The sequence below is a fragment of the Streptomyces sp. NPDC029164 genome, assembly GCF_055563995.1.
The window spans coordinates 1-26,083 of sequence record NZ_JBVHWW010000035.1 but is presented as its reverse complement, the minus strand read 5'-3'; the positions used below and the strand labels follow the sequence as shown (position 1 = coordinate 26,083).

Genomic DNA, 26,083 nt, shown 5'->3' with positions numbered 1-26,083 from the left:
CCTCCGGCCACGCGCTGCCGGTGGCCCCGGACCCCCGGAGCGCCGAGGCCGTACGGGCCCTCGTACGCGCCGTGCTCGACCTCGCCCGCCACCGCGACGGCCCCTCGCACACCGGCGTCGTCCTCACTCCGTCCGGCCCCCGCCTCCTCGGGTCCCGCCCGCCCGGGCCCCGAGGAGTTCGCCGGGCTGCTCCGGCTCGCCCACGGCATCGACGTGCTCGGCCTCGCGCTCGCCGTGCCGGGCGTGGCCCGCGTACAGCTGGAGATCCCGCCGGGCGCTCTGGTCCGCCGCGCCCCGACGGGCGCGCGCCACCACGCGTACGTCCTCGCCGCCGCCCCGACGGCGGACGCGCCGGCCCGCACCCTCGACCGGGCCGCCGGCCTGCTCCGTGCCGCGGACCGGCGGGTCCGTCAGCCGGACGGCTTCGCGTAGTCGGCGAAGCCGGTCCAGTCCAGGGTCACGCAGGGCTCGTCGCCCAGGACCCAGGCGTTGTGTCCGGGGGGCACCCGCATGTAGTCCCCGGGGCCGAATTCGGTGCTCTCCCCGTCGTCCATGACGACCTTCATGCGGCCGCTCACCACGTACCCGGTGTGATCGGCCCGGCAGCTGTCCGTACCGGCCAGCGGCTTGACGTGCTCCGACCACTTCCAGCCGGGCTCGAAGACGGCCCGTCCGATGCCTGTGCCGCCCGTCTCGAGCAGGTCCAGCCTGCCCTTGCCGTCGACGAACGGCCGTGTCTCGTCCGCATTGTCGAAGTTCCTGGACACCAGGCCGGCCATCGTCATCGCCTCCGTCGGAGATGTGCCCGAGTCCTCGTTTCCACTCTACGCGCGGGCGCCCGCGCCGGCCCGGCACCCGCCGTCCCCTGCCACGGCGCCCGCGCGGGACGCCGCGCCGTCACCTGCGCAGCGACCTGCCGAAGCCGGAGGCGAGCGGCATCCGCAGGCCCAGCGGCGGCGGCGCCGCCAGCGCGTCCGTCACCGGCCGCGAGTAGCGTCCCGAGAACACCGCGCCCAGGACGAAGTCCACCGCCAGCGCCACCACTTCGGCCTGGTGCTCGCGCAGCCCGTGCCCGTCCGAATGCACCTCGAAGCGGCAGGTCGAACGATTCGCCTTCTTCGCCCGCGCCGCCAGCCGGAAGGAGGCCTCCGGGTCGCTGCGCGCGTCGTTGGTGCCGTGCACGATCAACACCTGCCGCCCCGACAGCTGTTTCACCGGTTCAGGGGAGTCCGGGGCGACCGCCTCGCCTAACAAAGGGGCCATCGCCAGCACCGAGTTGACGGCGCCGTGCCCCCCGGCGCGCAGCGCGGCCGCGCCCCCCGCGCCGTAGCCGGCCAGGCACACCGGCACGTCCCCGTACCGCCGCACCACCTCGTCCGCCGCCCACCCCGCCTGCTCCTCCCGCGGGGACTCCCCGCCGTGGATGACGGTGTGCGTGACCAGCCCCTCCGCCCCGCCCGCCCGGGCCAGCGCCCGCGCGAGCGGACGTACTGGACCGGGGGAGAATCTGGACGCTCCGGGAAGCAGGAGCACCACCCCGTTGACCGGGCTTTCCGTCGTACCCGAGCCGGCTCTCGCGCCGGCCGCCCGCCCCAGACGGGCCCCGCGCGCCGGCGGCGCATGCTGTGCCATGGCGGAACAGTCTCAGACCCCGAGGTGTACGCCATCCGTCCGCGCGGTCTCTGTTACATATCGACGGTCGCCGTCGGCACCCCGCTCTACGCGCGTAGGAGTTAGAGTGCGCAGATGACGAGCGAGACCCCCAACCTGCCGACCCCGGATCAGATCCGCCGCTCCCCGAAGGTGCTCCTGCACGATCACCTCGACGGTGGACTGCGCCCCGGGACCATCATCGAGCTGGCCCGCGAGGTCGGCTACGAGAACCTCCCCGAGACCGACGCCGACAAGCTCGGCATCTGGTTCCGCGAAGCCGCCGACTCCGGCTCCCTCCCGCGCTACCTGGAGACCTTCGCGCACACGTGCGCGGTCATGCAGACGAAGGCGGCCCTCTTCCGGGTCGCCGCCGAGTGCGCCGAGGACCTGGCCGAGGACGGCGTCGTGTACGCCGAGATCCGCTACGCCCCCGAGCAGCACCTGGAAGCCGGCCTGACCCTCGAAGAGGTCGTCGAGGCCGTGAACGACGGCTTCCGCGAGGGCGAGCGCCGCGCGAAGGCCAACGGCCACCGCATCCGCATCGGCGCCCTGCTGACCGCGATGCGCCACGCCGCCCGTGCGCTGGAGATCGCCGAGCTGGCCAACCGCTACCGCGACAACGGCGTCGTCGGCTTCGACATCGCCGGCGCCGAGGCCGGGTTCCCTCCCACCCGCCACCTCGACGCCTTCGAGTACCTCAAGCGCGAGAACAACCACTTCACCATCCACGCGGGCGAGGCCTTCGGGCTGCCGTCGATCTGGCAGGCCCTGCAGTGGTGCGGCGCCGACCGCCTCGGTCACGGCGTGAAGATCATCGACGACATCGAGGTCGCCGCCGACGGTTCCGTGACCCTGGGCCGCCTGGCCTCGTACGTCCGGGACAAGCGCATTCCCCTGGAGATGTGCCCGACCTCGAACCTGCAGACGGCCGCGGCCGCCTCGTACGCCGAGCACCCGATCGGCCTGCTGCGGAAGCTGCACTTCAGGCTCACGGTCAACACCGACAACCGGCTGATGAGCGGCACCAGCATGAGCCGCGAGTTCGAGCACCTGGTGGACACCTTCGGTTACACGCTGGACGACATGCAGTGGTTCACCGTCAATGCGATGAAGTCCGCGTTCATTCCTTTCGATGAACGACTGGCCATGATCAACGAGGTCATCAAGCCCGGCTACGCGGAGCTGAAGTCGGAGTGGCTGTTCCAGCAGACCGCTTCCACCAGCGGTTCTGTCTCGGCTTAGGCCACGGCATGACGTACTGAAAGCGCCCGGGAGAGGCAATTCCCGGGCGCTTTCTCGTATTTAATGATGTTTGCGGGCGGGTGTTTGGAGTGGCTAGTTTGCGGAGCCGCTCAATTCCCCGTCGCAAGGAATACCTCTCATGAAGCAGTCAGCTGCCAAGACCCTCGGTGTCGCCGCTCTCGGTGCCGCCTTCGCCGCCGTCGCCGCCGGTACCGCTTCCGCCGCAGTTCCCGCCGTCGGCCTCACCGACGCCCTGGGCACCGTCACCGGCGCCGCTCAGGGGCTCACGAGCCAGCAGCAGGTGAAGCCCGAGGGGGGTCAGCAGTCGAGCGACCCGGCCGCCGCGCTCGCCCCGGTGACCGGTCTGCTCGGCGGTCTGCCGACCAGCAACCTCGGCGGCTGATTCCGTACGGAATTCGTACGCGGGAACGCGTGGCGCACACCCCTTCGAGCGGGTGGGCGCCACGTCGTGCCGTGTGCCACGATCACCGCCAACTGCCCGCCGACGTAAGCGGTATGAGGTCTTTGGTCATGCGCAAGAAGGCACGAGCGACGATGGTCGCGCTGGTCCCCGCCCTGCTCGTCGCGGCCGTGGGGTGCAGCAGCGGAAGCCCCGCCACGGACAAGGACCGGGACCCCAAGGGCTCCGCCGGACAGGCCTCCGGCGCGCCCGGCGCCCCGGCGGCGTCCGCCGGGGCGACGGGATCACCGGGAGCCGCCAAGGTGAAGACCGGCGGCACCAAGCTGGACCGCTCCGCGCTGGAACAGGGCGACCTGCCCGGCTATCAGATCTCCGCCCAGGGCAAGAACCCCAACGCCCCGGACGGTCAGCCACAGGCCGACCGCAAGGCCTGCCAGCCGCTGGCCGACATCATGGGCGACAAGCCCGACCCGGCCGCGCGCCAGACCCTCAACCGCGGCATCGGCTCCCAGAAGCAGCTCGGGCTCGCCGTGTCCGCCTCCGTCAGCTCCTACGCCGAGAGCGACGCCAAGGCGCTGATCGCCCGGCTCAAGGCCGCCGTGGCCGCCTGCGGCAAGGGCTTCACCGCCACCGTCGAGAAGCAGACCGGCAGCTACCGCGAGGTGCGGGCCGTCGACTACCGCACGAGCGGCGACGAGAGCGTCAGCTGGACCACGACCGCCGCCGGTGAGGGCGTCTCGGCGCAGGTCCACCTGGTCGTCGCACGCGAGGGCGACACGATCGTGCGGCTGATGGCCCTCAACGTGGCGGGCGCCGACAAGAAGGGCCAGGTGCCGCAGGAAGTGACCGACAAGCAGATGGAAAAGGTCCGCAAGGCCGGCTGACCCGGCAGACCCGGCACGCCGCCCGGCGCCCCCCGATCGCGGCCGCCGGTCACCAGGCGGTGGAGGCGGACTTCTCGTTCGGCAGCAGCAGCCACAGCGCGATGTAGACGAGGAACTGCGGACCGGGCAGCAGGCACGACACGGCGAATATGGCGCGCATCGTGTTCGCGGAAATTCCGAAACGCCTGGCCAGTCCGGCGCAGACTCCACCGATCCAGCGGCCGTCACGGGGGCGGACAAGGGCGCTCATGGGGTTCTCCTTCGTCGGGATCGCGGTTCTGAAAGACCGGCACGGCCTCGCGATGACTCAATATTCCCGCTGGACCGCCGACAGAACGTCGGTCCAGGGGCCGAGCCCGACCCTGGAAATCTTCGGGGTGGTCCCCTGATAAACAGGGTGTGAACGGGTGTGTGAACGCCGCAGCCGGGCCCGCAGCGCCGGTACGACGGCCACGTGCGCGAGCAGCACACCCACGGTGTTCAGCAGCACCGAGTCCACGTCGACGACCTGGCCCGGCACGGCGGTCTGGAGCATCTCGATGCTCAGCGAGACCAGCGCGCCCGCGGCCGCGGTCCGGGCCGGCGAGGACCACGCGGACAGCGTCGACAGCGCGAGCCTTCCGTTGACCAGCGGCAGCAGCACCCCCAGCGGGGCCAGCAGGGCCAGACCCTCACCGATCCGCCGCGCGGCCTCCAGAGGCCCGTAGGCGAGGTCCGCCCGGATCCCCTCCAGGGGAGTCAGATTGGCGGCCGCGGCCCAGGGCACATCGAGCGGCCGAAGGGTCAGCCAGCCGACGACCAGGAGATGGGCGACGAGCAGGACCCCGGCCAGGAGTCGGAGACGGAGAGGGATCGCGGTGGCGGTGGCGGCGCTGCCGCCGGCCTCAAGACGCTGCACACCTGCGAGGACGCACCACCCGGTAGAGCCGGTTCCGCCCTGACGGGGGGTGTGGCCGGGAGCACCCGGGCCCCCCCCGGGCAGGTCAGCGGACGGCGATGAGGACGATCAGCGCCAGCGCGCCGACCACGGCGGGCGCGATGATCTCGTACGACCATCGCACGCGCACGCCGCCCTGGGCACCGGCCCGCTCGGCGCCGCGTTCGGCCATCCGCTGCAGCTCGTCCACGATCCGGTCCGCACCGGCCCGCATCGGCTCGGCCGGCATCCGGGGCTTCTCGCCGGGGCCGCGCTGCTCGCGGTCCCGGAGCCCCTCGTAGCGCAGCCGCTGCCGGTTCGCCTTCTTCCGCTCGCGCAGCGAGACGGGCACGGACCACAGCTGGTACTTCGATCCCTCGGCCAGCACCTCCGCCGAGTAGCCGGAGCGCACCGCGTCCACGGCCGCCCAGGGCAGCTCGATGATCCGGAAGGGGTTGCGCACGCGCATCCGGTCGTCGTTGGCGAACACGGCCGGGCGGATCGTGAACGCGACGATCAGCGGTACGGCGCACAGCGCCACCGCCAGCGCGATCCACGGGGTGTTCCCCGAGCCGCGCAGTACGGCGTCACCGCAGAGCCACGCCGTCAGCGCGAGCAGCAGGACCCCCGAGACGACGCCCATGGAGGAGCGGTAGACCCGGTCTTTGTAGACCGGCTCATCGGTCGGCTGCTGCTGGCTGCTCATGGGGTCGATTCTGCCCCACGCCATCTCAGCCCACGAGATCGGCGTACAGGATGATGTTGTCGGGGCGGTGGCCGTCGGTGATCTCGCCGCCGCAGGTGATGACGCGCAGCTCGGGGCGCGTGGTGTCCCCGTACACCTTGGCCGTCGGGAACGCCTTCTTGGCCACCTGCTCCAGCTCGCGGACGCGGAAGACGGCGGTGCTGCCGTCCGCCCGCGAGACCGTGATCTCCTCGCCGACGCGCACGCGCGCCACGTCCTTCAGCACGGCCGGGCCGCGCGCGGTGTCGAAGTGGCCGATCAGGACGGCCGGTCCGGTCTCGCCGGGGGTGACGCCCTTGGTGTACCAGCCGATCTTGTCGCCGTCGGCCACGGAGGGCACTTCCACGGTGCCGTCGGCGGCCAGACCCAGCCCCAGCAGCGGGGAGGCGTCCACGCCGGCCGCGGGGATCCGTACGCGTACGGGCCTGGAGGCGGGCAGCGGGGCGGCCGCCACCGGGGCCGGGGGAGCGGCGGTGGGCGAGACCGAGGGCGGGGCGGCGGAGGGGGTGGCGGACGCGGCGGTCGCTCCGGGCGCGGGTGCGGCGGCGGTGGCCGCGCCGCAGCCGGTCAGGGCGGCGGCGAGGAGGACGGCGGCGAGCAGCGGGCGGACGCGGTGGGCCATGGAGGACTCCGGAGACGGCTTTCGGCGGGCCACCGGAAGGGTGGCCCGCCGGAGGAGGGCAGGAGAGCGGGGGATGAGGGCGCGTCAGCCCCGGGTGGAGTGGCGGCGGCGCAGGACCACGCTGGCGCCCAGGGCGCCGAAGGCGGCGATCAGGGCGGCGCCGGCCGTCATGGTGGCGGTGTTCCCGGTGCCGGCGGTGTCCGCGGCGGCCTCGACCGGGAGCTCGGCGCCCGCGGCGACCGGGCCCTTCGGGACCACCGACGTCTGGCCCGCGGTCTGCGGCTTCACCGGAGCGGGGGTGGAGGGGGGCGCGGGGGTGCCGGGCTTCGTCACCGGCTTGTCCTCGGTGAACTTGTAGCTCGGCTTGCAGCCCTTGGGGAACGCGGGGAACGAGGCGCGGCCGACCGTGTCGTTGCCGCCCTGCGTCTTCCACTCGAAGACGGGCTTGGCGCCGCTCGGATTCACGATCCGGGCGATGATGCCCGCGGACTCGGGCAGCGAGGGGTGGGTGCGGTCCAGCCGGCCGAAGCCGCGGCCGCCGCCGGCCTCCAGGACCACCTTCGGGCCCAGCTCGGAGACGTACAGCTCGGCGGTCATGCCCGCGCCGATGTCCTGCCCGACCGGACCGACCCGGCAGTCCGTGCTCGCCTCGCCCGCGGGCAGCGGGTAGGACTTGGCGCTCCCGTCCGCGGCGGTGACGACGAGCACGGGCTTGGCGCCGGCGGCCTTGGTGAGTTCGAGGTCCAGGCCCTTGGCCTTGTCGTGGGGCTGGGTCCGGTCCAGCTTCGTCACCACGCGGACCATGTAGGTGTCGCCGGGCTTCCAGTCGGGGCCGACCTCGCGGATCCAGGCCTCGGGGCCCTCCTCCTTGTTGCGCAGCACCGCGACCAGGCCCTCGCCGATGTAGACGGGCTCGCCCTCGTAGCGGCTGTTGTCCGACGCCGAGACCGACTGCGAGGCCGTGGCGGGCGCGGCGAACGCGGCGCCGGCGGTCGGGACGAGCATCGCGCCGGCGAGGGCGACGGTGACTATCGAGGTGCGGAGGGCGGTACGCATAACGACTCCTGAAGCGTGGGTGAGGAGAGCGGAGGAGAGTCGCATGCCGCGTTGCGTCTGTTTCGGCTGGTTCACCGGGTCAGGTGTGGCGGGCTGCTGAAGAGAAATTTATGGATCTTGTTCGGGCGGACGATCCGCCTCCTGTCATGGCCGTGTAACGAGCAAAGCGCGTCGGAACGGAGATGTCGATTCCGTAGCGGATCCGCCGGAAACGGATGAGGGGGGTGACAGGTCGCTACGCGCGTAGATATGCTCATGTGGTGACCATGCCCACCACCCTCACCGCATTCGCTGACGTGACGACGTCCGACAGTGCGCTGCGCCGCTTCCTGCACGGGCTGCCCGGCGTCGACACTGTCGGCCTGGAGGCCCGCGCGGCCTCCCTCGGCACCCGTTCGATCAAGACGACGGCCAAGGCGTACGCCATCGACCTGGCCATCTCGATGATCGACCTGACGACGCTCGAAGGCGCGGACACCCCGGGCAAGGTCCGGGCGCTCTCCGCCAAGGCCGTCAATCCCGATCCGACCGACCGTACGACGCCCATGACCGCCGCGGTCTGCGTCTACCCCGACATGGTGGCCACCGCCAAGGCCGCGCTGAACGGAGCCGACGTCAAGGTCGCCTCCGTCGCCACCGCCTTCCCGGCCGGCCGCGCCGCGCTGCCCGTCAAGCTCGCGGACACCCGTGACGCCGTCGCCGCCGGCGCCGACGAGATCGACATGGTCATCGACCGTGGCGCCTTCCTCGCCGGCCGCTACCTGGAGACGTACGAGCTGATCAAGGCCATCAAGGAGGCCTGCGTCCGCCCCGACGGCACCGCGGCCCGCCTCAAGGTCATCTTCGAGACCGGCGAGCTGTCGACCTACGACAACATCCGCCGCGCCTCCTGGATCGGCATGCTCGCGGGCGCCGACTTCATCAAGACGTCGACGGGCAAGGTGGGCGTCAACGCCACCCCCGCGAACACCCTGCTCATGCTCGAAGCCGTCCGCGACTTCCGGGAGCAGACTGGAATCCAGATCGGCGTGAAGCCGGCCGGCGGCATCCGCACCACCAAGGACGCGATCAAGTTCCTGGTCCTGGTCAACGAGACCGTGGGCGAGGACTGGCTGAGCAACCACTGGTTCCGCTTCGGCGCCTCCAGCCTGCTCAACGACCTGTTGATGCAGCGCCAGAAGCTGAGCACCGGCCGTTACTCCGGTCCCGACTACGTGACGGTGGACTGATCACCATGGCATCTGTATTCGAGTACGCACCGGCTCCCGAGTCCCGCTCGGTCGTCGACATCGCCCCCTCCTACGGGCTCTTCATCGACGGCGAGTTCACCGACGCCGCCGACGGCAAGGTCTTCAAGACCGTCTCGCCGTCGTCCGAGGAGGTCCTCGCCGAGGTCGCCCAGGCCGGCGCCGCCGACGTCGACCGTGCCGTGAAGGCCGCCCGCAAGGCCTTCGAGAAGTGGTCCGCGCTGCCCGGCTCCGAGCGCGCCAAGTACCTCTTCCGCATCGCCCGGATCATCCAGGAGCGCAGCCGCGAGCTCGCCGTCCTGGAGACCCTGGACAACGGCAAGCCGATCAAGGAGACCCGCGACGCGGACCTCCCGCTGGTCGCCGCGCACTTCTTCTACTACGCGGGCTGGGCCGACAAGCTCGACCACGCGGGGTACGGCGCCAACCCGCGCCCGCTGGGCGTGGCCGGCCAGGTCATCCCGTGGAACTTCCCGCTGCTGATGCTCGCGTGGAAGATCGCCCCGGCGCTCGCCACCGGCAACACGGTCGTGCTGAAACCCGCGGAGACGACCCCCCTCTCGGCGCTGTTCTTCGCGGACATCTGCCGCCAGGCGGGCCTGCCCAAGGGCGTCGTGAACATCCTCACCGGGTACGGCGACGCGGGCGCGGCCCTCGTCGAGCACCCGGACGTCAACAAGGTCGCCTTCACCGGCTCGACCGCCGTGGGCAAGAAGATCGCCCGCCACGTCGCCGGCACCGACAAGAAGGTCACCCTGGAGCTGGGCGGCAAGGGCGCCAACATCGTCTTCGACGACGCCCCCATCGACCAGGCCGTCGAGGGCATCGTCAACGGCATCTTCTTCAACCAGGGACAGGTCTGCTGCGCGGGCTCGCGCCTGCTGGTCCAGGAGTCGATCCACGACGAGCTGCTGGACTCCCTCAAGCGCCGCCTCTCCACGCTGCGCCTGGGCGACCCGCTCGACAAGAACACCGACATCGGCGCGATCAACTCCGCCGAGCAGCTCGCCCGGATCACCGCGCTCGCGGAGACCGGCGAGGCCGAGGGCGCCGAGCGCTGGTCCCCGGCGTGCGAGCTGCCGTCCGCCGGCTACTGGTTCGCCCCGACGCTCTTCACGAACGTCACCCAGGCGCACACCGTCGCCCGCGACGAGATCTTCGGACCGGTGCTGTCCGTGCTGACCTTCCGCACGCCCGACGAGGCCGTCGCGAAGGCCAACAACAGCCAGTACGGCCTGTCCGCCGGCATCTGGACGGAGAAGGGCAGCCGCATCCTCGCGGTCGCGAACAAGCTCCGCGCGGGCGTCGTCTGGGCCAACACGTTCAACAAGTTCGACCCGACCTCGCCCTTCGGCGGCTACAAGGAGTCGGGCTTCGGCCGCGAGGGCGGCCGCCACGGCCTGGAGGGCTACCTCGATGTCTGAGTCGTCGTCGGCGCGTCTGAGCGTCTTCAAGACCTACAAGCTGTACGTCGGGGGCAAGTTCCCCCGCTCCGAGAGCGGCCGGGTGTACGAGGTGAGCGACTCCAAGGGCAACTGGCTGGCCAACGCTCCGCTGTCCTCGCGCAAGGACGCGCGTGACGCGGTCGTCGCGGCCCGCAAGGCCTTCGGCGGCTGGTCGGGCGCGACCGCGTACAACCGCGGCCAGATCCTCTACCGCGTCGCCGAGATGCTGGAGGGCCGCCGGGAGCAGTTCGTCCGCGAGGTCGGCGAGGCCGAGGGCCTGTCCAAGCCGAAGGCCGGCGCCGTCGTCGACGCGGCCATCGACCGCTGGGTCTGGTACGCGGGCTGGACCGACAAGATCGGCCAGATCGTGGGCGGGGCCAACCCGGTCGCGGGCCCGTTCTTCAACCTGTCCACCCCGGAGCCGACGGGCGTCGTCACCGTGATCGCCCCCCAGGACTCGTCCTTCCTGGGCCTGATCTCGGTGATCGCCCCGGTCATCGCGACGGGCAACACGGCGGTCGTGATCACCTCCGAGAAGTCCCCGCTGCCGGCCCTCTCCCTGGGCGAGGTGCTCGCCACCTCCGACCTGCCCGGCGGCGTCGTCAACATCCTGTCCGGCAAGGCCGCCGAGATGGGCCCGCACCTGGCGTCCCACCAGGACGTCAACGCGATCGACCTGGCGGGCGCGGACTCCGCGCTGGCCAAGGAGCTGGAGATCGCGGCCGCGGACAACCTCAAGCGCGTCCTGCGTCCACAGCCTGTGGACGACTGGAGCGCCGACCCGGGCACGTCGCGCATGACGGCGTTCCTGGAGACCAAGACGGTCTGGCACCCGACGGGGTCGCTGGGCTCGGGCGGCTCGTCCTACTAGGACCGGAGCCCGTACGAGACCGGCCCCGGCAGCGTTCCCCCGCGCTGCCGGGGCCTTCCCGTACCCGCTGTCCCTACTTCTTGGGGAGCACCGGCCCGAGCAGCGAGGAGACCGCGGCGGTGGGCAACTCGCCGACCGACGGCCCCTGGGTCAGCACGCCGGTGACCATGCCGGTGCCGACGGAGGGGAAGTCCGCGACCTTCGTGGCCACGCCGTTGTCCAGCGGGTCCACACCGGTGTGGGCGAGCGGGTTCACCTTGAGGTTCGCGATGGGATCGGTGACCCCGGCCAGAGCCGCCGGTACGTCGAGCTCACTGGCCTGGGCACCCCCCGCGGCCATCGCGAGCGCGGCGCCCGCCATCGAGACCGTCAGGCCCGCGGAACGGAGCCGGCTGCTTGCGGAGGAGGCTGCTGCGTGGCGTGCCATGGGATTCCCACCCTGTGCTCGTCTGTAGTGCGCCGTAGTCGTACGCGCACGCAGCGTAGTGGAGGTGTGATCCTCGATACCAACCGGTCACCGGAGGCATCCCCTGGGCGGGGGAATGGTTCACACTGGTGTCCCGTGAGCTCCTCCTCTCCTTTGCCTACGCGTGTCGTGCTGTTGACCGGGCCCTCGGGGTCCGGCAAGTCCTCGCTGGCGGCCCGTTCGGGTCTGCCCGTGCTGCGTCTGGACGACTTCTACAAGGAGGGTGACGACCCGACCCTCCCGCTGGTCGAGGGCAGTTCGGACATCGACTGGGACTCCCCGCTGTCGTGGGACGCGGACACCGCCGTCGCGGCGATCGAGGAGCTGTGCGCGGTGGGCCGCACCGACGTGCCCGTGTACGAGATCGCCACGTCCTCGCGGGCCGGGGTGGAGTCGCTGGACATCTCGCGGACGCCGCTGTTCATCGCGGAGGGCATCTTCGCCGCGGACATCGCCGCCCGGTGCCAGGAGCTGGGGCTGCTCGCGGACGCCATCTGCCTGCGCGGGCGGCCGTCCACCACCTTCCGCCGCCGACTGGCGCGCGATCTCCGTGAGGGCCGCAAGTCGGTCCTGCTCCTGCTGCGGCGCGGCCTGCGGCTGATGCGGGCGGAGCGGGGCATCGTGGAGCGCCACATCGCGCTGGGCGCGCACGCGTGCGGCCGCGACGAGGCCCTCGGCCGGCTCGCCGCGGCCGCCGCCGGTCGTCACCGCCACGCCCCCACCCCCGCTTAGCCCTGGCCGGGAGCCGAGCAGGTCGGGCGGGCGCCGGTTGGCTGCGCCGCTCGGGCCGGGCGCGTGGGGGCCGGTTGTGCCGGGGTCGGGCGCGCGCCGGGGCGTCTCCTCGGGCGCCGAACGTGTCGGGGGGTCGGAGCGTTTGGGCACCTTGCGTTCGGCGCCCTGCGGGGATCACCCCGGCACACACCCGGCCCCGGCCCAACCGGCCCACGTGCGAAAAGGCGGGATCAGGCGGACCCCCGGCCGCTTGATCCCGCCTTTTCCCCCCGCGGCCCCCGCCCCACCCCCGTAGGACGGGCCCCCTGGCCCGATGGTCTGTGTGCGCCGCGTTACGCGACGAGCTCCTCGAAGGACTCCGCCTCGTCACGGCCGAAGCTCAGCGCCTCGTCCTCCCGCAGGCGGCGCAGCGAGCGCCAGATGCTCGACTTCACCGTGCCGACGCTGATCCCGAGGATCTCCGCGATCTCCGGGTCCGTGCGGCCCTCGTAGTAGCGGAGCACCAGCATCGTGCGCTGCGGCTCCGGGATCCGGGTCAGTGCCTGCCACAGGACCGCGCGCAGCTCCGTACCGCGCATCGCGTCCGTGTCGGAGGCCGTCTCCGGCAGTTCCTCCGTCGGGTACTCGTTCAGCTTCCGCCGGCGCCACGCGCTGATGTGCAGGTTGGTCATCGTGCGGCGCAGGTAGCCGCCGACGGCCGCCTTGTCGCTGATCCGGTCCCAGGCGCGGTACGTGGAGAACAGCGCGCTCTGCAGCAGGTCCTCGGCCTCGTAGCGGTCGCCGGTGAGGTGGAAGGCCGTCGCGTACAGGGCGGTCCGCCGCTCCTGGACGTAGGCCGTGAACTCCGCCTCCGAGGTGGAGGACGGCGTGTGCTGGGCGGGAACCGCCTGGTACTGCTTTGCGTCAATGGCTACGACGTGGGCCGGCCGGGGACGGGCGACCGCCACCGTACGGACACCCGCCCGGCGGTTCACATCGTGCAGCCGCGTGACAACCGCGCTGGTGTTGGTGCTGTGCAGCGTGTTCATCTCGCGCCCCCCGTCGTGGAGTGTCTCTGCTTCGGTCCGTTGTGCGTTGGTAGAAGACTGCCCCGCCGACTTAACCGGGGTGTCCGTCGACTGTCACAGCCCTGTCACAGCGACTTCCGTACGATCCGCTCCCCCCGACGGTCGAACTCCCGACTGTCGATGGGACAGAATGAGCCCGTGCCCTTCCTGTTGCTGATCGAGGACGACGACGCCATCCGCACGGCCCTCGAGCTCTCCTTGTCTCGCCAGGGCCACCGTGTGGCCACCGCGGCGACGGGCGAGGACGGCCTGAAACTGCTGCGCGAGCAGCGGCCGGATCTGATCGTGCTGGACGTGATGCTGCCCGGGATCGACGGTTTCGAGGTGTGCCGCCGGATCCGTCGCACCGACCAGCTGCCGATCATCCTGCTCACCGCGCGCAGCGATGACATCGACGTGGTCGTCGGCCTGGAGTCCGGGGCCGACGACTACGTGGTCAAGCCCGTCCAGGGCCGGGTCCTCGACGCCCGGATCCGGGCCGTCCTGCGCCGCGGCGAGCGCGAGTCGAGCGACTCGGCGAGCTTCGGCTCCCTGGTCATCGACCGCGCGGCCATGACGGTCACCAAGAACGGCGAGGACCTCCAGCTCACCCCGACCGAGCTGCGGCTGCTGCTCGAACTGAGCCGCAGGCCCGGGCAGGCGCTGTCGCGCCAGCAGCTGCTGCGGCTGGTCTGGGAGCACGACTACCTCGGTGACTCGCGGCTCGTCGACGCCTGCGTCCAGCGGCTGCGCGCCAAGGTCGAGGACGTGCCGTCCTCGCCCACCCTGATCCGTACCGTCCGGGGTGTCGGCTACCGCCTGGACTCCCCGCAGTGATCCGCGCGTTCCTCGCGGGCCGGCGCTGGACCAGCCTGCGGCTGCGGCTCCTCATCGTCTTCGCGCTCGTCGCCCTGACGGCCGCGGTCTCCGCCTCCGGGATCGCGTACTGGCTCAACCGGGAGGCCGTGCTCACCCGCGTCCAGGACGCGGCGCTCGGCGACTTCCGGCAGGAGATGCAGAACCGTGCCGCCGCGCTGCCCGCCGACCCGACGCCGGAGGAACTGCAGCGCACCGCCGAGCTGATGGCGGGCAGCAGCCCCGGCTACAGCGTGCTGCTGGTGCACGAACGCAAGGACCACCAGGAGGTGTTCGGCGCGGCCGGTCCAGACTCCTTCGGGCTGCAGGACGTACCGAAGTCCCTGCAGAACGCCGTGAACGACGAGCAGAAGACGACCGCGGCGAACGACGCCGAGTACCACGTGTACTGGCAGCGGACGAAGCCGAACGGCAACCCGTACCTGGTCGGCGGCACCCGGATCGTGGGCGGCGGGCCGACTGGCTACATGTACAAGTCGCTCGCCCAGGAGCGCGATGACCTGAACGCGCTCGCCTGGTCGCTGACGATCGCCACCGGTCTGGCGCTGCTCGGCTCCGCCCTGCTGGCGCAGGCCGCGGCCCGTACGGTGCTGCGGCCCGTGCAGCGGCTGGGAGACGCGGCCCGGCGGCTCGGCGAGGGCGAGCTGGACCACCGCCTCGACGTGTCGGGCACGGACGAACTCGCCGACCTGTCGCACACCTTCAACAAGACGGCCGAGGCGCTGGAGAAGAAGGTCGCCGACATGAGCGCGCGGGAGGAGTCCAGCCGGCGCTTCGTCGCGGACATGTCCCACGAACTGCGCACTCCGCTGACCGCGCTGACGGCGGTGGCGGAGGTGCTGGAGGAAGAGGTCGACGACCTCGACCCGATGATCGCGCCGGCGGTGGCCCTGGTCGTCAGCGAGACGCGGCGGCTGAACGACCTGGTGGAGAACCTGATGGAGGTCACCCGCTTCGACGCGGGTACGGCCAGGCTGGTGCTGGACGACGTCAACGTCGCCGACCAGGTCACGGCCTGCATCGACGCGCGGGCCTGGCTCGACGCGGTCGACCTCGACGCCGAACGGGACATCGTGGCCCGCCTCGACCCGCGCCGCCTCGACGTCATCCTCGCCAACCTGATCGGCAACGCGCTCAAGCACGGCGGCTCGCCGGTGCGGGTGTCCGTGACGGTGGACGGGGAGTGGCTGGTCATCGCGGTCCGGGACAACGGCCCGGGCATCCCCGAAGAGGTCCTGCCGCACGTCTTCGACCGTTTCTACAAGGCGAGCGCGTCGCGGCCGAAGTCCGACGGGAGCGGGCTCGGCCTGTCGATCGCCGTGGAGAACGCGCACATCCACGGCGGCGACATCACCGCCGCCAACGCGGCGGGGGGCGGAGCCCTGTTCACGCTGCGGCTGCCGGTGGACGTGGGAAAGGTGATCTCGGGTGACCTGGATGCGTAGGGCCCTGCCGGTGGTGCCGGCCGTGGTGGTCCCGCTGGTGGCGGTCGCCCTGCTCGCGACGTCGGGCTGTGGGATCAGGGCCACGACCGTGCCGGTGGACGTGGGACCGGCGCCCTCCCGGGTGTCGTGCGACACCCCGCCGGCGCCCGCCGGGCAGAGCGGGGTGCAGGGCTTCCGGGCCACGGTGGAACTGGTCTGCGGATCGCAGCTGGTGGGCGTGGAGCGAGTGGTTCCGGTGCCCGAGAAGAAGCCCGTACGGGACCCCGTGGGCCTGGTCGCGCAGGCGCTGCTGGAGGCGCTGGAGCAGACGCCGAACGCGGACGAGCGGGACGCCGGCTTCACGACCGGGGTCCCGGAGGGGCTGGCCGTGTCCGCGCCGCGGTCGGGCGATCCGGCGGGCACGGTGCGGCTGAGCCGCAAGCCGGAGGATCTGCCGCCGGTGGCCCTGTCGCAGGTCGTGTGCACGCTGGCGGGCAACGAGGCGGTGTCGGCGGGCCCGGGGCCGGTGGTCCTGGGCGGGCCGGACGAGGACCCGCCGCGGGCGTGGGAGTGCACGGACGCGGTGCGCTCGCGCCCGGAATCGGTGCCGACCCTGGGCGAGATCGTCCGCCCTTCGGCTTCCCCCGGAGCCATGCCCCGCTGACCCCCGGGGCTGCGCCCCGGACCCCGCGCCTCGACCGCCGGCGGGGCTGAAGACCGGGGCTGCGCCCGGCCCCCGGAAACGGCGAAGGCCCGGTCCCGCCGGACGGGGCGGGACCGGGCCGGGCAGGGGGCCGGAGCCCCGGCCCCGTGCCCGACGGACGGAGTCCGGCGCAGCGGCGCGAAGCCGGCGAGGCCCCCTGGGGCCGAGGCGCGCGAGCGGCGCCGGATGGATCAGATGCCTGCCGCCGCCGCGAGGTCCTTCTTGATGGCGTCCAGGATCTCCTGGCCGCGGGTGCGGGCCGAGGCGAGGTCGGAGGCCTCGGGGACCGGGACGACCACCTCCAGGTAGCACTTCAGCTTGGGCTCCGTGCCCGACGGGCGGACGATCACCCGGGCCTTGTAGTCGCCCTCCAGGTAGTAGCGCAGGCCGTCCGTGGGCGGGAGCGTCTGCGTGCCCTGCGTCAGGTCCTCCGCCGAGACGACCCGCAGCCCCGCCAGGGACACCGGCGGCTCCGCGCGCAGCGCGGCCATCGCCGAGGCGATCACCGACAGGTCCGAGACGCGGACCGACAGCTGGTCGGTGGCGTGCAGCCCGTGGGCCATCGCCAGGTCGTCCAGCAGGTCGGTCAGGGTGCGGCCCTGCTCCTTGAGCTCCGAGGCCAGCTCCGCCACCAGCAGCGCGGCGGTGACGCCGTCCTTGTCGCGGACGCCCTCGGGGTCCACGCAGTAGCCGAGCGCCTCCTCGTAGCCGTACCGCAGGTCCTCGACGCGGGCGATCCACTTGAAGCCCGTCAGGGTCTCCTCGTAGCCGACGCCCGCGGCCTCCGCGATCCGGCCCAGGAGGGAGGACGAGACGATGGACTCCGCAAAGACGCCCTGCGCCCCCTTGTGGACCAGGTGGGCCGCCAGCAGCGCGCCCACCTCGTCGCCGCGCAGCATCCGCCAGCCGTCCGCGGTGGGGACCGCCACCGCGCAGCGGTCCGCGTCCGGGTCGTTGGCGATGACGATGTCCGGGTTGACCTCGGCCGCCTTGGCGAAGGCCAGGTCCATCGCGCCCGGCTCCTCCGGGTTGGGGAAGGCCACCGTCGGGAAGGCCGGGTCCGGCTCGGCCTGCTCGGCCACCAGCACCGGGGCGGGGAAGCCGGCCCGGGCGAAGGCCGCCAGGACGACGTCCTTGCCGACGCCGTGCATGGCCGTGTAGACGGTCCGTACGCCCCGGGCGGACCCGGGGGTCAGGACGGCGTCCGTACGGGCCAGGTAGGCCTCCAGGACCCCCTCGCCGAGCTCCTCCCAGCCGGACTCCGGGCGGGGGACCGAGGCGAGCGTGTCGACGCGGGCGATCTCCGCCGCGATCTCCGCGTCCGCCGGGGAGACGATCTGCGATCCGTCGCCGAGATAGACCTTGTAGCCGTTGTCCCGCGGAGGGTTGTGGCTCGCGGTCACCTCGACGCCGGCGACGGCGCCCAGGTGCCTTATGGCGTACGCGAGGACGGGCGTCGGCAGCGGGCGGGGCAGGACGGCCGCGCGCAGCCCGGCGCCGGTCATGACGGCCGCGGTGTCGCGGGCGAAGTCCGCCGACTTGTAGCGGGCGTCGTAGCCGACGACGACCAGGCCGCCGGCGTGGCCCTGGGCCGACAGGTAGGCCGCGAGGCCCGCCGCGGCCCGGATGACCACGCCGCGGTTCATCCGCATCGGGCCCGCGCCGATCTCACCGCGCAGTCCGGCGGTGCCGAACTGGAGGGTGCCGGCGAAGCGGTCCGCGAGCTCCGCGGTGTCGCCCGCGTCGATGAGCGCCGCGAGCTCGGCCGCCGTCTCCGGGTCCGGGTCCTCCGCCAGCCAGGCCTGGGCCCGGGTGATCAGGTCGTCCTGTTCCTGCACTGCTTCCGCCTTACCTCTCGTACGTCGATCAGATGCGGGCGAGGACCTGCGTCAGCAGCGTGCCCATGCGGGCTGCCGAGTCGCGGCCGGCCTGGAGGACCTCTTCGTGGTTCAGCGGCTCGCCGGACAGGCCCGCCGCCAGGTTGGTGACGAGGGAGATGCCCAGCACGTCGGCGCCGGCCTCGCGGGCCGCGATGGCCTCCAGCACGGTGGACATGCCGACCAGGTCCGCGCCCATGACGCGGATCATGTTGATCTCGGCCGGGGTCTCGTAGTGCGGGCCGGGGAACTGGACGTAGACGCCCTCTTCCAGGCTCGGGTCGATCTCCTTGCACATCGCGCGCAGCTCGGGCGAGTACAGGTTCGTCAGGTCGACGAAGTTCGCGCCGACGATCGGCGAGGTGGCCGTCAGGTTGAGGTGGTCACTGATCAGCACGGGCTGGCCGGGCTTCATGCCCTCGCGCAGACCGCCACAGCCGTTGGTGAGGACCACGGTCTTGCAGCCGGCGGCGACGGCGGTGCGCACGCCGTGGGCGACGGCGGCGACGCCGCGGCCCTCGTAGTAGTGGGTCCGGCCGAGGAAGAGCAGCGCGCGCTTGTCGCCGATCTTGTACGAGCGGATCTTGCCGCCGTGGCCCTCGACGGCGGGCGGCGGGAATCCGGGCAGCTCGGTGACGGGGAACTCGAATTCGGGGGCGCCGAGCGCCTCCGCGGCGGGGGCCCAGCCGGAGCCCATCACGAGCGCGACATCGTGGGAATCGACGCCGGTCAGCTCGCGCAGGCGGTCGGCTGCGGCGTCGGCGGCGGCGAAGGGGTCGGTAACAGATGCGTTCACGCAGACGAGCGTAGCCGCTCCTGGCCTACGCGCGTAGATGGCACAGCTCACGGTGTTCGGATCGTTGCCTTGTCGTTTCCGCCGAATCGTCCCCGCGCCTCGAACGCCGGCAGGGCCGGCGTGGCCCCGCAGGGGATCAGCAGGGGTCAGCAGGGGCGCTTGCGGAGTTCCATCACGTAGTCGTGCGGGGCGCCCGCGGACTCGGCGGCGTCGGCGAGCTCGCCGAGGTAGCGCGCCGAGGGCAGGCCGCCCTCGTAGCCGTTGAGCACGTAGCACCAGGCGGCCTCTTCGCCGTCCAGCGTGTGCACCCGGATCCGCATGCGGCGGTAGATGTCGAGCCCGACGCCCTCCCAGCGGTCCATCGAGTCCTCGTCGAGCGGCGCGATGTCGTACAGGGCGACGAAGACCTGGTGGCGCGGGGCCTCGACGATCGTGGCGAGAGCGCCCTCCCAGCCCATCTGCTCGCCGCCGAAGGTCAGCCGCCAGTCGTTGATCCAGCCCGTTCCGCGCAGCGGCGAATGGGGAGCGCGGCGCGTCATCAGCCGCGGGTCGAGGTTGCCGGCGTACGCGGCGTAGAGCGACATGAGGTCGAGGGTACGGGAGGGGTGGCCGTGACCGCGTGCCCGGATGGCGCACGGATGACGGGACCGGGCGCGAAGCACCTTGAACCGTGCGGGACAATGGGGCACGGAATGCATCCCCCGGGGAGACCCCCCGGAACACCGGCCGGGGCGGCAGCCGGCCGGGTAGACGTGAGGCGGACTTTTCGTGACCCGGATCGTGATCATCGGCGGCGGACCCGGCGGGTATGAGGCTGCGCTGGTAGGGGCCCAGCTCGGCGCGGAGGTGACCGTCGTGGACTGCGACGGCCTCGGCGGGGCCTCGGTCCTGACCGACTGCGTGCCCTCCAAGACTCTGATCGCGACCGCCGAGGTGATGACCACCTTCGATTCGTCGTACGAAGAGCTCGGCATCGTCGTCGCGGACGACACCCCGCACATCGAGCAGGCCGCGCGCGTCGTCGGCGTGGACCTCGGCAAGGTGAACCGGCGCGTCAAGCGCCTCGCGCTCGCCCAGTCGCACGACATCACCGCCTCCGTCACCCGGGCCGGCGCCCGCGTCGTACGGGGCCGCGGCAAGCTCGGCGGCCCGCAGGGCATCGACGGCACGCGCGACGTCATCGTCACCGCCGCCGACGGCACCGAGACGATCCTGACGGCCGACGCCGTGCTGATCGCGACCGGCGGCCACCCCCGCGAGATCCCGGACGCCATGCCCGACGGCGAGCGGATCCTGAACTGGACCCAGGTCTACGACCTCGACGAGCTCCCGGAGGAGCTCATCGTGGTCGGCTCCGGTGTGACCGGTGCCGAGTTCGCCGGCGCGTACCAGGCCCTCGGCTCCCGGGTGACCCTCGTGTCCTCCCGTGACCGCGTGCTGCCCGGCGAGGACCCGGACGCCGCCGCCGTCCTGGAGGACGTCTTCCGGCGCCGCGGCATGAACGTCGTCGGCCGCTCCCGCGCCGAGTCCGCCAAGCGGGTGGGCGACCGCGTCGAGGTGACCCTCTCCGACGGCCGCGTCCTGACCGGGACGCACTGCCTGATGGCCGTCGGCGCGATCCCCAACACCGGGAACATGAACCTGGAGGAGTCCGGCGTCCGGCTCAAGGACTCCGGGCACATCTGGACCGACAAGGTGTCGCGCACCTCCGCGCCCGGCGTGTACGCGGCGGGCGACGTCACCGGGATCTTCGCGCTCGCGTCGGTCGCGGCGATGCAGGGCCGCATCGCGATGTACCACTTCCTCGGTGACGCGGTGGCCCCGCTGAACCTCAAGACGGTCTCCTCGAACGTCTTCACCGACCCCGAGATCGCCACCGTCGGCTACACCCAGGCGGACGTGGACGCGGGCAAGATCGACGCCCGCGTGGTGAAGCTCCCGCTGCTGCGCAACCCGCGCGCGAAGATGCAGGGCATCCGGGACGGCTTCGTGAAGCTGTTCTGCCGTCCGGGCACCGGCATCGTCGTCGGCGGTGTGGTCGTCTCCCCGCGCGCGAGCGAGCTGATCCACCCCATTTCGATCGCCGTGGACAACAACCTGACGGTCGAGCAGATCGCAAACGCGTTCACCGTGTACCCCTCGCTGTCGGGCTCGATCGCAGAGGTGGCGCGCCAGCTGCACACGCGGAAGGCCGCCGGGGAGGCCTGATCGGCCCCAACCGCCCCATACCGCATGGGCGTTGGGGCGGTGCGCCGCCGCGTGGCCGGACGTTCACCCAGACATCGGGCCGCGTATACCACTAGTCACCCCGACATATGGACAACTTCGGTATTTCGGCGCAAGGAGCTGAAAGAAGACGGTCGTTGGGGTTACTGTCAGTTTCGTGTTCGCTGCAGAACGTCGCCAATTGATCCTCGAAATGGTGCGGGCCAACGGAGCGGTATCGCTCCGGGAGCTCGCCCGCGTCGTCCAGACCTCCGAAGTGACCGTACGGCGGGACGTGCGGGCACTGGAGGCAGAAGGACTCCTCGACCGCCGGCACGGCGGTGCGGTCTTGCCGGGCGGTTTCACGCGGGAGTCCGGCTTTCCGCAAAAGTCCCATCTCGCGACGGCGGAGAAGACCGCCATCGCCGATGTCGCGGCCTCCCTCGTGGAAGAGGGCGAGGCCGTCGTCGTCGGCGCGGGCACCACGACCCAGGAGCTGGCCCGCCGGCTCGCCCGGGTGCCGGGGCTGACCGTCGTCACGAACTCGCTGCTCGTCGCGCAGGCCCTGGCCCACGCGAACCGGGTGGAGGTGGTGATGACCGGCGGCACCCTGCGCGGGTCCAACTACGCCCTCGTCGGCAGCGGGGCCGAGCAGTCCCTCCAGGGGCTCCGCGTCTCCCGCGCCTTCCTCTCGGGCAGCGGCCTGACGGCCGAGCGCGGCCTGTCCACGTCCAACATGCTCAGTGCGAGCGTGGACCGGGCGCTCGTCCAGGCGGCCGCGGAGGTGGTCGTCCTCGCGGACCACACGAAGCTCGGCACGGACACCATGTTCCAGACCGTGCCGACGGACGTGATGACCCGCCTGGTCACGGACGAGCCGCCGCCGCATGACGACCGCGCCGCGACGGAACTCCAGGCACTCGCCGACCAGGGCGTCCAGATCACCGTGGCGGGCGCGGCTGCCGCCGGCGGCGGGGACGGGATGATGGGGCGGCGACCGCGCCGCGACTCGCCGCTGCCGGTGCAGCGGCGCGGCGGGCCGACCGCGCAGCTGCGGGCCGCGGGCATGCTGCCGGAGCCCCAGGCGGAGCGGGCCCGCGTGGCCGACATGCGCCGCCGCTAGAACGAGAAAACGCCGGCGGGGCTGGATGATCCAGCCCCGCCGGCGTTGTGAGGTTCCCGGACGTCAGTCCTTGATCTCGCAGATCGTCGCGCCCGAGGTGACCGACGCGCCGACCTCGGCCGTGAGGCCGACGATGGTGCCGGAGCGGTGCGCGTTGAGCGGCTGCTCCATCTTCATGGCTTCGAGTACGACGACCAGGTCGCCCTCGTTGACCTGCTGGCCCTCCTCGACCGCGACCTTGACGATCGTGCCCTGCATCGGCGAGGCCAGGGTGTCGCCGGAGGCGGCCGGGCCGGACTTCTTGGCCGCGCGGCGCTTCGGCTTGGCGCCGCCCGCGGCGGCCGTACGGGCCAGGGTCATGCCCAGGGACGACGGCAGCGAGACCTCGAGCCGCTTGCCACCGACCTCGACGACGACCGTCTCGCGGCCCGGCTCGTCCTCGGTGTCCTCCGCGGCCGGGGCGGTGAACGCCGGGATCTCGTTGACGAACTCCGTCTCGATCCAGCGGGTGAAGACCGTGAAGGGGCTGCCGTCGGTCGGGGCGAACGCCGGGTCGACGACGACGGCGCGGTGGAACGGGATGGCCGTGGCCATGCCCTCGACCTCGAACTCGGCCAGGGCGCGCGCCGCGCGCTGCAGGGCCTGCTCGCGGGTGGCGCCGGTGACGATCAGCTTGGCCAGGAGGGAGTCCCAGGCCGGGCCGATCACGGAGCCGGACTCGACGCCCGCGTCCAGGCGGACACCCGGGCCGGTGGGGGCGTTGAACTTGGTGACCGTGCCGGGGGCCGGGAGGAAGCCGCGGCCCGGGTCCTCGCCGTTGATGCGGAACTCGATGGAGTGACCGCGCAGGACCGGGTCGCCGTAGCCGAGCTCCTCGCCGTCGGCGATGCGGAACATCTCGCGGACCAGGTCGATGCCGGCGACCTCTTCGGTGACCGGGTGCTCGACCTGCAGGCGGGTGTTGACCTCCAGGAAGGAGATCAGGCCGTCGGCGGAGACGAGGAACTCGACGGTGCCGGCGCCGACGTAGCCGGCCTCCTTCAGGATGGCCTTGGAGGCGGCGTACAGCTCCGCGTTCTGAGCCTCGGTCAGGAACGGCGCGGGGGCCTCCTCCACCAGCTTCTGGTGGCGGCGCTGCAGGGAGCAGTCACGGGTCGAGACGACGACCACGTTGCCGTGGGAGTCGGCCAGGCACTGGGTCTCGACGTGGCGCGGCTTGTCGAGGTAGCGCTCGACGAAGCACTCGCCGCGGCCGAAGGCTGCGACGGCCTCACGGACGGCGGAGTCGTAGAGCTCCGGCACCTCTTCGAGGGTGCGGGCGACCTTCAGACCGCGACCGCCACCGCCGAAGGCGGCCTTGATGGCGATCGGCAGGCCGTGCTCCTTGGCGAACGCGACGACCTCGTCGGCCCCGGACACCGGGTCCGGCGTACCGGCGACCAGCGGCGCGCCGGCGCGCTGGGCGATGTGACGGGCGGCCACCTTGTCGCCGAGGTCACGGATGGCCTGCGGCGGCGGACCGATCCAGGTCAGGCCGGCGTCGATCACGGCCTGGGCGAAGTCGGCGTTCTCGGAGAGGAAGCCGTATCCGGGATGGATGGCGTCCGCACCGGAGTCGGCTGCGGCCTGGAGGACCTTGGAGATGTCCAGGTAGCTGGCGGCCGGGGTGTCACCGCCCAACGCGAAAGCTTCGTCGGCCGCGCGGACGTGCAGAGCGTCCCGGTCCGGATCGGCGTAGACGGCTACGCTCGCGATCCCGGCGTCCCGGCAGGCCCGAGCAACGCGGACAGCGATTTCGCCACGGTTGGCGATGAGCACCTTGCGCACGATGGCTCCCTCCTTGAAACAAGCTGAGTTTAGGGACAGCCCACACGGCCTTTCGACCCTTCCCCGGTGGTGACCTTGCCCACACAGAGTGTGATGCGCGGCTCGAACCACTCGAGAACCCTTGTGGCGCCCCAGGTCAGGGGGATCCCCGACTGCACAGTAACCCCGTCATGTATCCAAGGTCTCTGTCCCCCCGGTCAGCGGCCCCGGGTGATTCTTTGTCGAGTCCCTACGAACGGCCCACATTTTCTTTGCCGGCCGGCGCGGAGTTGTCCACTTGTTCGCCGATTGGTTGCCCGATCGGCGGTCCCGCCGTCCCACGGGGCGAACGGGGACAACACCGTACCCACAGGCGGCCCGGAGAGGGCGCGTTGACGGCCCGTCGACGGCCCGTCGAACCCGGGTGTGCGGATCCCTTGCCCACCGCTCTACCCGTTAGTAGCCTCCAGGCGTCGAACAGGCTTGTGACGTGTGGGGGGTGGGGACGTCGTGCTGCGCAGACTCGTGGCCGGACTGGCCGCGATCGTGCTTGTCGCGGAAGCGGCCGTGCTCGTGTTCGTCCACATCGTGCTGGGCCGGACCACGGCGAACCAGTCGATGTCCATCGCCGGCAGCGATCCGGACGTCATGTCCAAGGCGACCTACGCCATGGGGGCGGGCATGGGCGCCTTCCTCGTGCTGTGCGCCGTCCTCACCGCCGTCGCCGCGCTCGGCGACCGCCCCCCGGGCCGCTTCGCCCGCGTCGTCCTCATCACGGCCGCCGTCACCCACGGGGTGCTCGGCGTCCTCGCCATCGTCCTCGTGACCTGGACCGCCTTCGCGGTGACGACGATGATCCTGTGCCTGCTGGTGCTGACCCTCACGCTCTACGCCGCCCCGCGGGACGGCGCCGGCGCCGGCGAGGGCGACGTACCGCCCCCGCCCCCGACCGCGTACGGGGAGCTCAAGCCCACAGGTCCGTGATGGACACGTCCAGTTCGCCCAGCAGGGAGCGCAACAGCGGCAGCGACAGGCCGATCACATTGCCGTGATCCCCGTCGATGCCGTCGATGAACGGCGCCGACAGCCCGTCCAGGGTGAACGCCCCCGCCACGTGCAGCGGCTCGCCGCTGGCCACGTACGCCGCGACCTCCGCGTCCGTCGGCTCGCCGAACCGGACCGTCGTGGACGCCGTGGCCGAGACCTGACGGCCGTTCGCCGTGTCGATCACGCAGTGCCCGGTGCGCAGTACGCCCGCCCGTCCGCGCATCGACTTCCAGCGCGCGGTGGCCTCCTCGGCGTCGGCGGGCTTGCCGAGCGCCTCGCCGTCCAGCTCCAGCACGGAGTCGCAGCCGATCACCAGGGCGCCCGCGGCCTCGTCCAGGCCCGCCACGACCGCCGCCTTCGCCTCGGCCAGCGCCAGGGCCAGCGCGGCGGGCTCGTCGTGGTTCAGGGTGTCCTCGTCGAAGCCGCTGACGATCACGTGCGGGGCGAGCCCGGCCTGGCGCAGCAGGTTCAGCCGGGCGGGGGAGGCGGAGGCGAGGACGAGCTTGCGCGGGTTCGCGGGCTGGGGCGTGGCAGTCATGCCGGTCATCGTAGGCGCGCGGCCGACGTCCCGGAACACGCCCGGAAGACGCCGGAACACGCCGGAACACGCCGGGACCGGGTCCTAGAAATGGCCCGCGCCCACGCCCAGGACGTAGACCACGACGAGCATGGCGAGGGCGAGCACCACGCTCAGCCGCCGGATCATCGCCTGCGCGTCGCGCATTTCCTTGGGCGGCTCGTTCTTCGGGTCGGACCAGAGCATGCTCCGATCCTGGCCCCGGGAACCGGGGGGGGGGGGGGGGGGGGGGGGGGGGGGGGGGGGGGGGGGGGGGGGGGGGGGGGGGGGGGGGGGGGGGGGGGGGGGGGGGGGGGGGGGGGG

29 protein-coding genes are annotated in these 26,083 nt (G+C 72.2%); 14 read left to right on the top strand and 15 right to left on the bottom strand.

Features of this window, described 5'->3' with window-relative positions; all coding sequences use genetic code 11:
* Positions 1-213 precede the first annotated feature (213 nt).
* Positions 214-432, top strand: a complete 219-nt coding sequence (locus ACZ4VT_RS29185) for a hypothetical protein (RefSeq protein WP_467954082.1) — start codon at positions 214-216, stop codon at positions 430-432.
* On the opposite strand, the gene ACZ4VT_RS29180 is transcribed toward ACZ4VT_RS29185, so the two are convergent.
* Both ACZ4VT_RS29180 and ACZ4VT_RS29175 read right to left on the bottom strand, forming a co-directional pair.
* A complete protein-coding gene (locus tag ACZ4VT_RS29180) occupies positions 411-779 on the bottom strand; it encodes a cupin domain-containing protein (RefSeq protein WP_467954173.1) in 369 nt (122 codons plus the stop codon). The two genes, ACZ4VT_RS29185 and ACZ4VT_RS29180, sit on opposite strands and share 22 nt — an antisense overlap.
* Before the next feature lie 118 nt (positions 780-897).
* Positions 898-1,632, bottom strand: a complete 735-nt coding sequence (locus ACZ4VT_RS29175) for an alpha/beta hydrolase (RefSeq protein ID WP_467954081.1) — start codon at positions 1,630-1,632, stop codon at positions 898-900.
* Positions 1,633-1,746: 114 nt separating this feature from the next.
* Here ACZ4VT_RS29175 and ACZ4VT_RS29170 point away from each other — a divergent pair, with 114 nt between their 5' ends.
* The 3 genes from ACZ4VT_RS29170 to ACZ4VT_RS29160 all read left to right on the top strand — a co-directional run bounded on the left by ACZ4VT_RS29170 (position 1,747) and on the right by ACZ4VT_RS29160 (position 4,200).
* Entirely contained in the window at positions 1,747-2,895 is a 1,149-nt protein-coding gene (locus tag ACZ4VT_RS29170; protein ID WP_319733131.1) for an adenosine deaminase, read from the top strand.
* A 139-nt stretch (positions 2,896-3,034) separates the two neighbouring features.
* Positions 3,035-3,298, top strand: a complete 264-nt coding sequence (locus tag ACZ4VT_RS29165) for a hypothetical protein (RefSeq protein WP_467954080.1) — start codon at positions 3,035-3,037, stop codon at positions 3,296-3,298.
* 128 nt (positions 3,299-3,426) lie between these two features.
* Positions 3,427-4,200: a hypothetical protein gene (locus ACZ4VT_RS29160; protein WP_467954079.1), complete on the top strand. Its 774-nt coding sequence runs from the start codon at positions 3,427-3,429 to the stop codon at positions 4,198-4,200.
* Between the two features lie 49 nt (positions 4,201-4,249).
* On the opposite strand, the gene ACZ4VT_RS29155 is transcribed toward ACZ4VT_RS29160, so the two are convergent.
* From ACZ4VT_RS29155 to ACZ4VT_RS29135, 5 genes are all read right to left on the bottom strand, one after another.
* Positions 4,250-4,450, bottom strand: coding sequence for a PspC domain-containing protein (locus ACZ4VT_RS29155; RefSeq protein WP_362800414.1), 201 nt, complete (start codon positions 4,448-4,450; stop codon positions 4,250-4,252).
* Between the two features lie 57 nt (positions 4,451-4,507).
* Complete coding sequence (locus ACZ4VT_RS29150) at positions 4,508-5,098, bottom strand: VanZ family protein (RefSeq protein WP_467954076.1); 591 nt, start codon at positions 5,096-5,098, stop codon at positions 4,508-4,510.
* 85 nt (positions 5,099-5,183) lie between these two features.
* On the bottom strand, positions 5,184-5,822 hold the full coding sequence (locus ACZ4VT_RS29145) for a PH domain-containing protein (protein WP_467954074.1): 639 nt from the start codon (positions 5,820-5,822) through the stop codon (positions 5,184-5,186).
* A 25-nt stretch (positions 5,823-5,847) separates the two neighbouring features.
* Positions 5,848-6,483, bottom strand: a complete 636-nt coding sequence (locus ACZ4VT_RS29140) for a class F sortase (RefSeq protein ID WP_467954073.1) — start codon at positions 6,481-6,483, stop codon at positions 5,848-5,850.
* 84 nt (positions 6,484-6,567) lie between these two features.
* Positions 6,568-7,539: a hypothetical protein gene (locus tag ACZ4VT_RS29135; RefSeq protein ID WP_467954071.1), complete on the bottom strand. Its 972-nt coding sequence runs from the start codon at positions 7,537-7,539 to the stop codon at positions 6,568-6,570.
* A gap of 266 nt (positions 7,540-7,805) precedes the next feature.
* On the opposite strand from ACZ4VT_RS29135, the gene deoC reads away from it, so the two are divergent.
* The 3 genes from deoC to ACZ4VT_RS29120 are packed head-to-tail and all read left to right on the top strand — an operon-like array spanning position 7,806 to position 11,102.
* Entirely contained in the window at positions 7,806-8,768 is a 963-nt protein-coding gene (deoC, locus tag ACZ4VT_RS29130) for a deoxyribose-phosphate aldolase (RefSeq protein WP_030714293.1), read from the top strand.
* Positions 8,769-8,773: 5 nt separating this feature from the next.
* A complete protein-coding gene (locus tag ACZ4VT_RS29125; protein WP_362800398.1) occupies positions 8,774-10,210 on the top strand; it encodes an aldehyde dehydrogenase family protein in 1,437 nt (478 codons plus the stop codon).
* The gene (locus ACZ4VT_RS29120; protein WP_467954069.1) at positions 10,203-11,102 is read left to right on the top strand and encodes an aldehyde dehydrogenase family protein; all 900 of its coding nucleotides are present in this window, start codon (positions 10,203-10,205) and stop codon (positions 11,100-11,102) included. Before ACZ4VT_RS29125 ends, ACZ4VT_RS29120 begins: the two co-directional genes overlap by 8 nt.
* A gap of 73 nt (positions 11,103-11,175) precedes the next feature.
* Here the strand turns inward: ACZ4VT_RS29120 and ACZ4VT_RS29115 are convergent, their stop codons facing one another.
* Positions 11,176-11,529, bottom strand: a complete 354-nt coding sequence (locus ACZ4VT_RS29115) for a hypothetical protein (RefSeq protein WP_467954067.1) — start codon at positions 11,527-11,529, stop codon at positions 11,176-11,178.
* 69 nt (positions 11,530-11,598) lie between these two features.
* Between ACZ4VT_RS29115 and ACZ4VT_RS29110 the strand changes: the two genes are divergently transcribed.
* Complete coding sequence (locus tag ACZ4VT_RS29110; protein WP_467954171.1) at positions 11,599-12,300, top strand: uridine kinase family protein; 702 nt, start codon at positions 11,599-11,601, stop codon at positions 12,298-12,300.
* Positions 12,301-12,632: 332 nt separating this feature from the next.
* Here the strand turns inward: ACZ4VT_RS29110 and ACZ4VT_RS29105 are convergent, their stop codons facing one another.
* On the bottom strand, positions 12,633-13,328 hold the full coding sequence (locus tag ACZ4VT_RS29105) for a SigE family RNA polymerase sigma factor (RefSeq protein ID WP_467954066.1): 696 nt from the start codon (positions 13,326-13,328) through the stop codon (positions 12,633-12,635).
* 177 nt (positions 13,329-13,505) lie between these two features.
* On the opposite strand from ACZ4VT_RS29105, the gene afsQ1 reads away from it, so the two are divergent.
* Genes afsQ1 through ACZ4VT_RS29090 form a run of 3 tightly spaced genes read left to right on the top strand, consistent with a single transcriptional unit; the run spans position 13,506 to position 16,310 of the window.
* Positions 13,506-14,183 carry a two-component system response regulator AfsQ1 gene (gene afsQ1 / locus ACZ4VT_RS29100; RefSeq protein ID WP_063754818.1) on the top strand — a complete coding sequence of 226 codons (678 nt, stop codon included), beginning with the start codon at positions 13,506-13,508 and terminating at the stop codon, positions 14,181-14,183.
* The gene (locus tag ACZ4VT_RS29095; protein ID WP_467954064.1) at positions 14,180-15,667 is read left to right on the top strand and encodes an ATP-binding protein; all 1,488 of its coding nucleotides are present in this window, start codon (positions 14,180-14,182) and stop codon (positions 15,665-15,667) included. Before afsQ1 ends, ACZ4VT_RS29095 begins: the two co-directional genes overlap by 4 nt.
* Complete coding sequence (locus ACZ4VT_RS29090; RefSeq protein ID WP_467954169.1) at positions 15,660-16,310, top strand: GerMN domain-containing protein; 651 nt, start codon at positions 15,660-15,662, stop codon at positions 16,308-16,310. The genes ACZ4VT_RS29095 and ACZ4VT_RS29090 overlap by 8 nt, the downstream gene beginning before the upstream one ends.
* A 230-nt stretch (positions 16,311-16,540) precedes the next feature.
* On the opposite strand, the gene ACZ4VT_RS29085 is transcribed toward ACZ4VT_RS29090, so the two are convergent.
* The 3 genes from ACZ4VT_RS29085 to ACZ4VT_RS29075 form a co-directional block, all read right to left on the bottom strand.
* Positions 16,541-18,187: a phospho-sugar mutase gene (locus tag ACZ4VT_RS29085; protein ID WP_467954062.1), complete on the bottom strand. Its 1,647-nt coding sequence runs from the start codon at positions 18,185-18,187 to the stop codon at positions 16,541-16,543.
* Positions 18,188-18,215: 28 nt separating this feature from the next.
* Positions 18,216-19,022, bottom strand: a complete 807-nt coding sequence (locus ACZ4VT_RS29080; RefSeq protein WP_467954060.1) for a purine-nucleoside phosphorylase — start codon at positions 19,020-19,022, stop codon at positions 18,216-18,218.
* Between the two features lie 146 nt (positions 19,023-19,168).
* The gene (locus ACZ4VT_RS29075; protein WP_030290800.1) at positions 19,169-19,606 is read right to left on the bottom strand and encodes a gamma-glutamylcyclotransferase family protein; all 438 of its coding nucleotides are present in this window, start codon (positions 19,604-19,606) and stop codon (positions 19,169-19,171) included.
* 184 nt (positions 19,607-19,790) lie between these two features.
* Here ACZ4VT_RS29075 and ACZ4VT_RS29070 point away from each other — a divergent pair, with 184 nt between their 5' ends.
* Positions 19,791-21,230, top strand: coding sequence for an NAD(P)H-quinone dehydrogenase (locus tag ACZ4VT_RS29070; protein WP_362800379.1), 1,440 nt, complete (start codon positions 19,791-19,793; stop codon positions 21,228-21,230).
* 175 nt (positions 21,231-21,405) lie between these two features.
* A complete protein-coding gene (locus ACZ4VT_RS29065) occupies positions 21,406-22,350 on the top strand; it encodes a DeoR/GlpR family DNA-binding transcription regulator (protein WP_362800376.1) in 945 nt (314 codons plus the stop codon).
* Between the two features lie 63 nt (positions 22,351-22,413).
* On the opposite strand, the gene ACZ4VT_RS29060 is transcribed toward ACZ4VT_RS29065, so the two are convergent.
* Positions 22,414-24,177 (bottom strand): acetyl/propionyl/methylcrotonyl-CoA carboxylase subunit alpha, encoded by a 1,764-nt coding sequence (locus ACZ4VT_RS29060; protein ID WP_030387601.1) that lies wholly within the window; start codon positions 24,175-24,177, stop codon positions 22,414-22,416.
* A 489-nt stretch (positions 24,178-24,666) separates the two neighbouring features.
* Between ACZ4VT_RS29060 and ACZ4VT_RS29055 the strand changes: the two genes are divergently transcribed.
* A complete protein-coding gene (locus tag ACZ4VT_RS29055) occupies positions 24,667-25,140 on the top strand; it encodes a hypothetical protein (protein ID WP_467954057.1) in 474 nt (157 codons plus the stop codon).
* Here ACZ4VT_RS29055 and ACZ4VT_RS29050 read toward each other — a convergent pair.
* Both ACZ4VT_RS29050 and mmpB read right to left on the bottom strand, forming a co-directional pair.
* Positions 25,121-25,741 (bottom strand): nucleoside triphosphate pyrophosphatase, encoded by a 621-nt coding sequence (locus tag ACZ4VT_RS29050; RefSeq protein WP_467954055.1) that lies wholly within the window; start codon positions 25,739-25,741, stop codon positions 25,121-25,123. The genes ACZ4VT_RS29055 and ACZ4VT_RS29050 overlap by 20 nt on opposite strands.
* A gap of 84 nt (positions 25,742-25,825) precedes the next feature.
* On the bottom strand, positions 25,826-25,966 hold the full coding sequence (mmpB, locus tag ACZ4VT_RS29045; RefSeq protein ID WP_388840173.1) for a morphogenic membrane protein MmpB: 141 nt from the start codon (positions 25,964-25,966) through the stop codon (positions 25,826-25,828).
* Positions 25,967-26,083 lie beyond the last annotated feature (117 nt).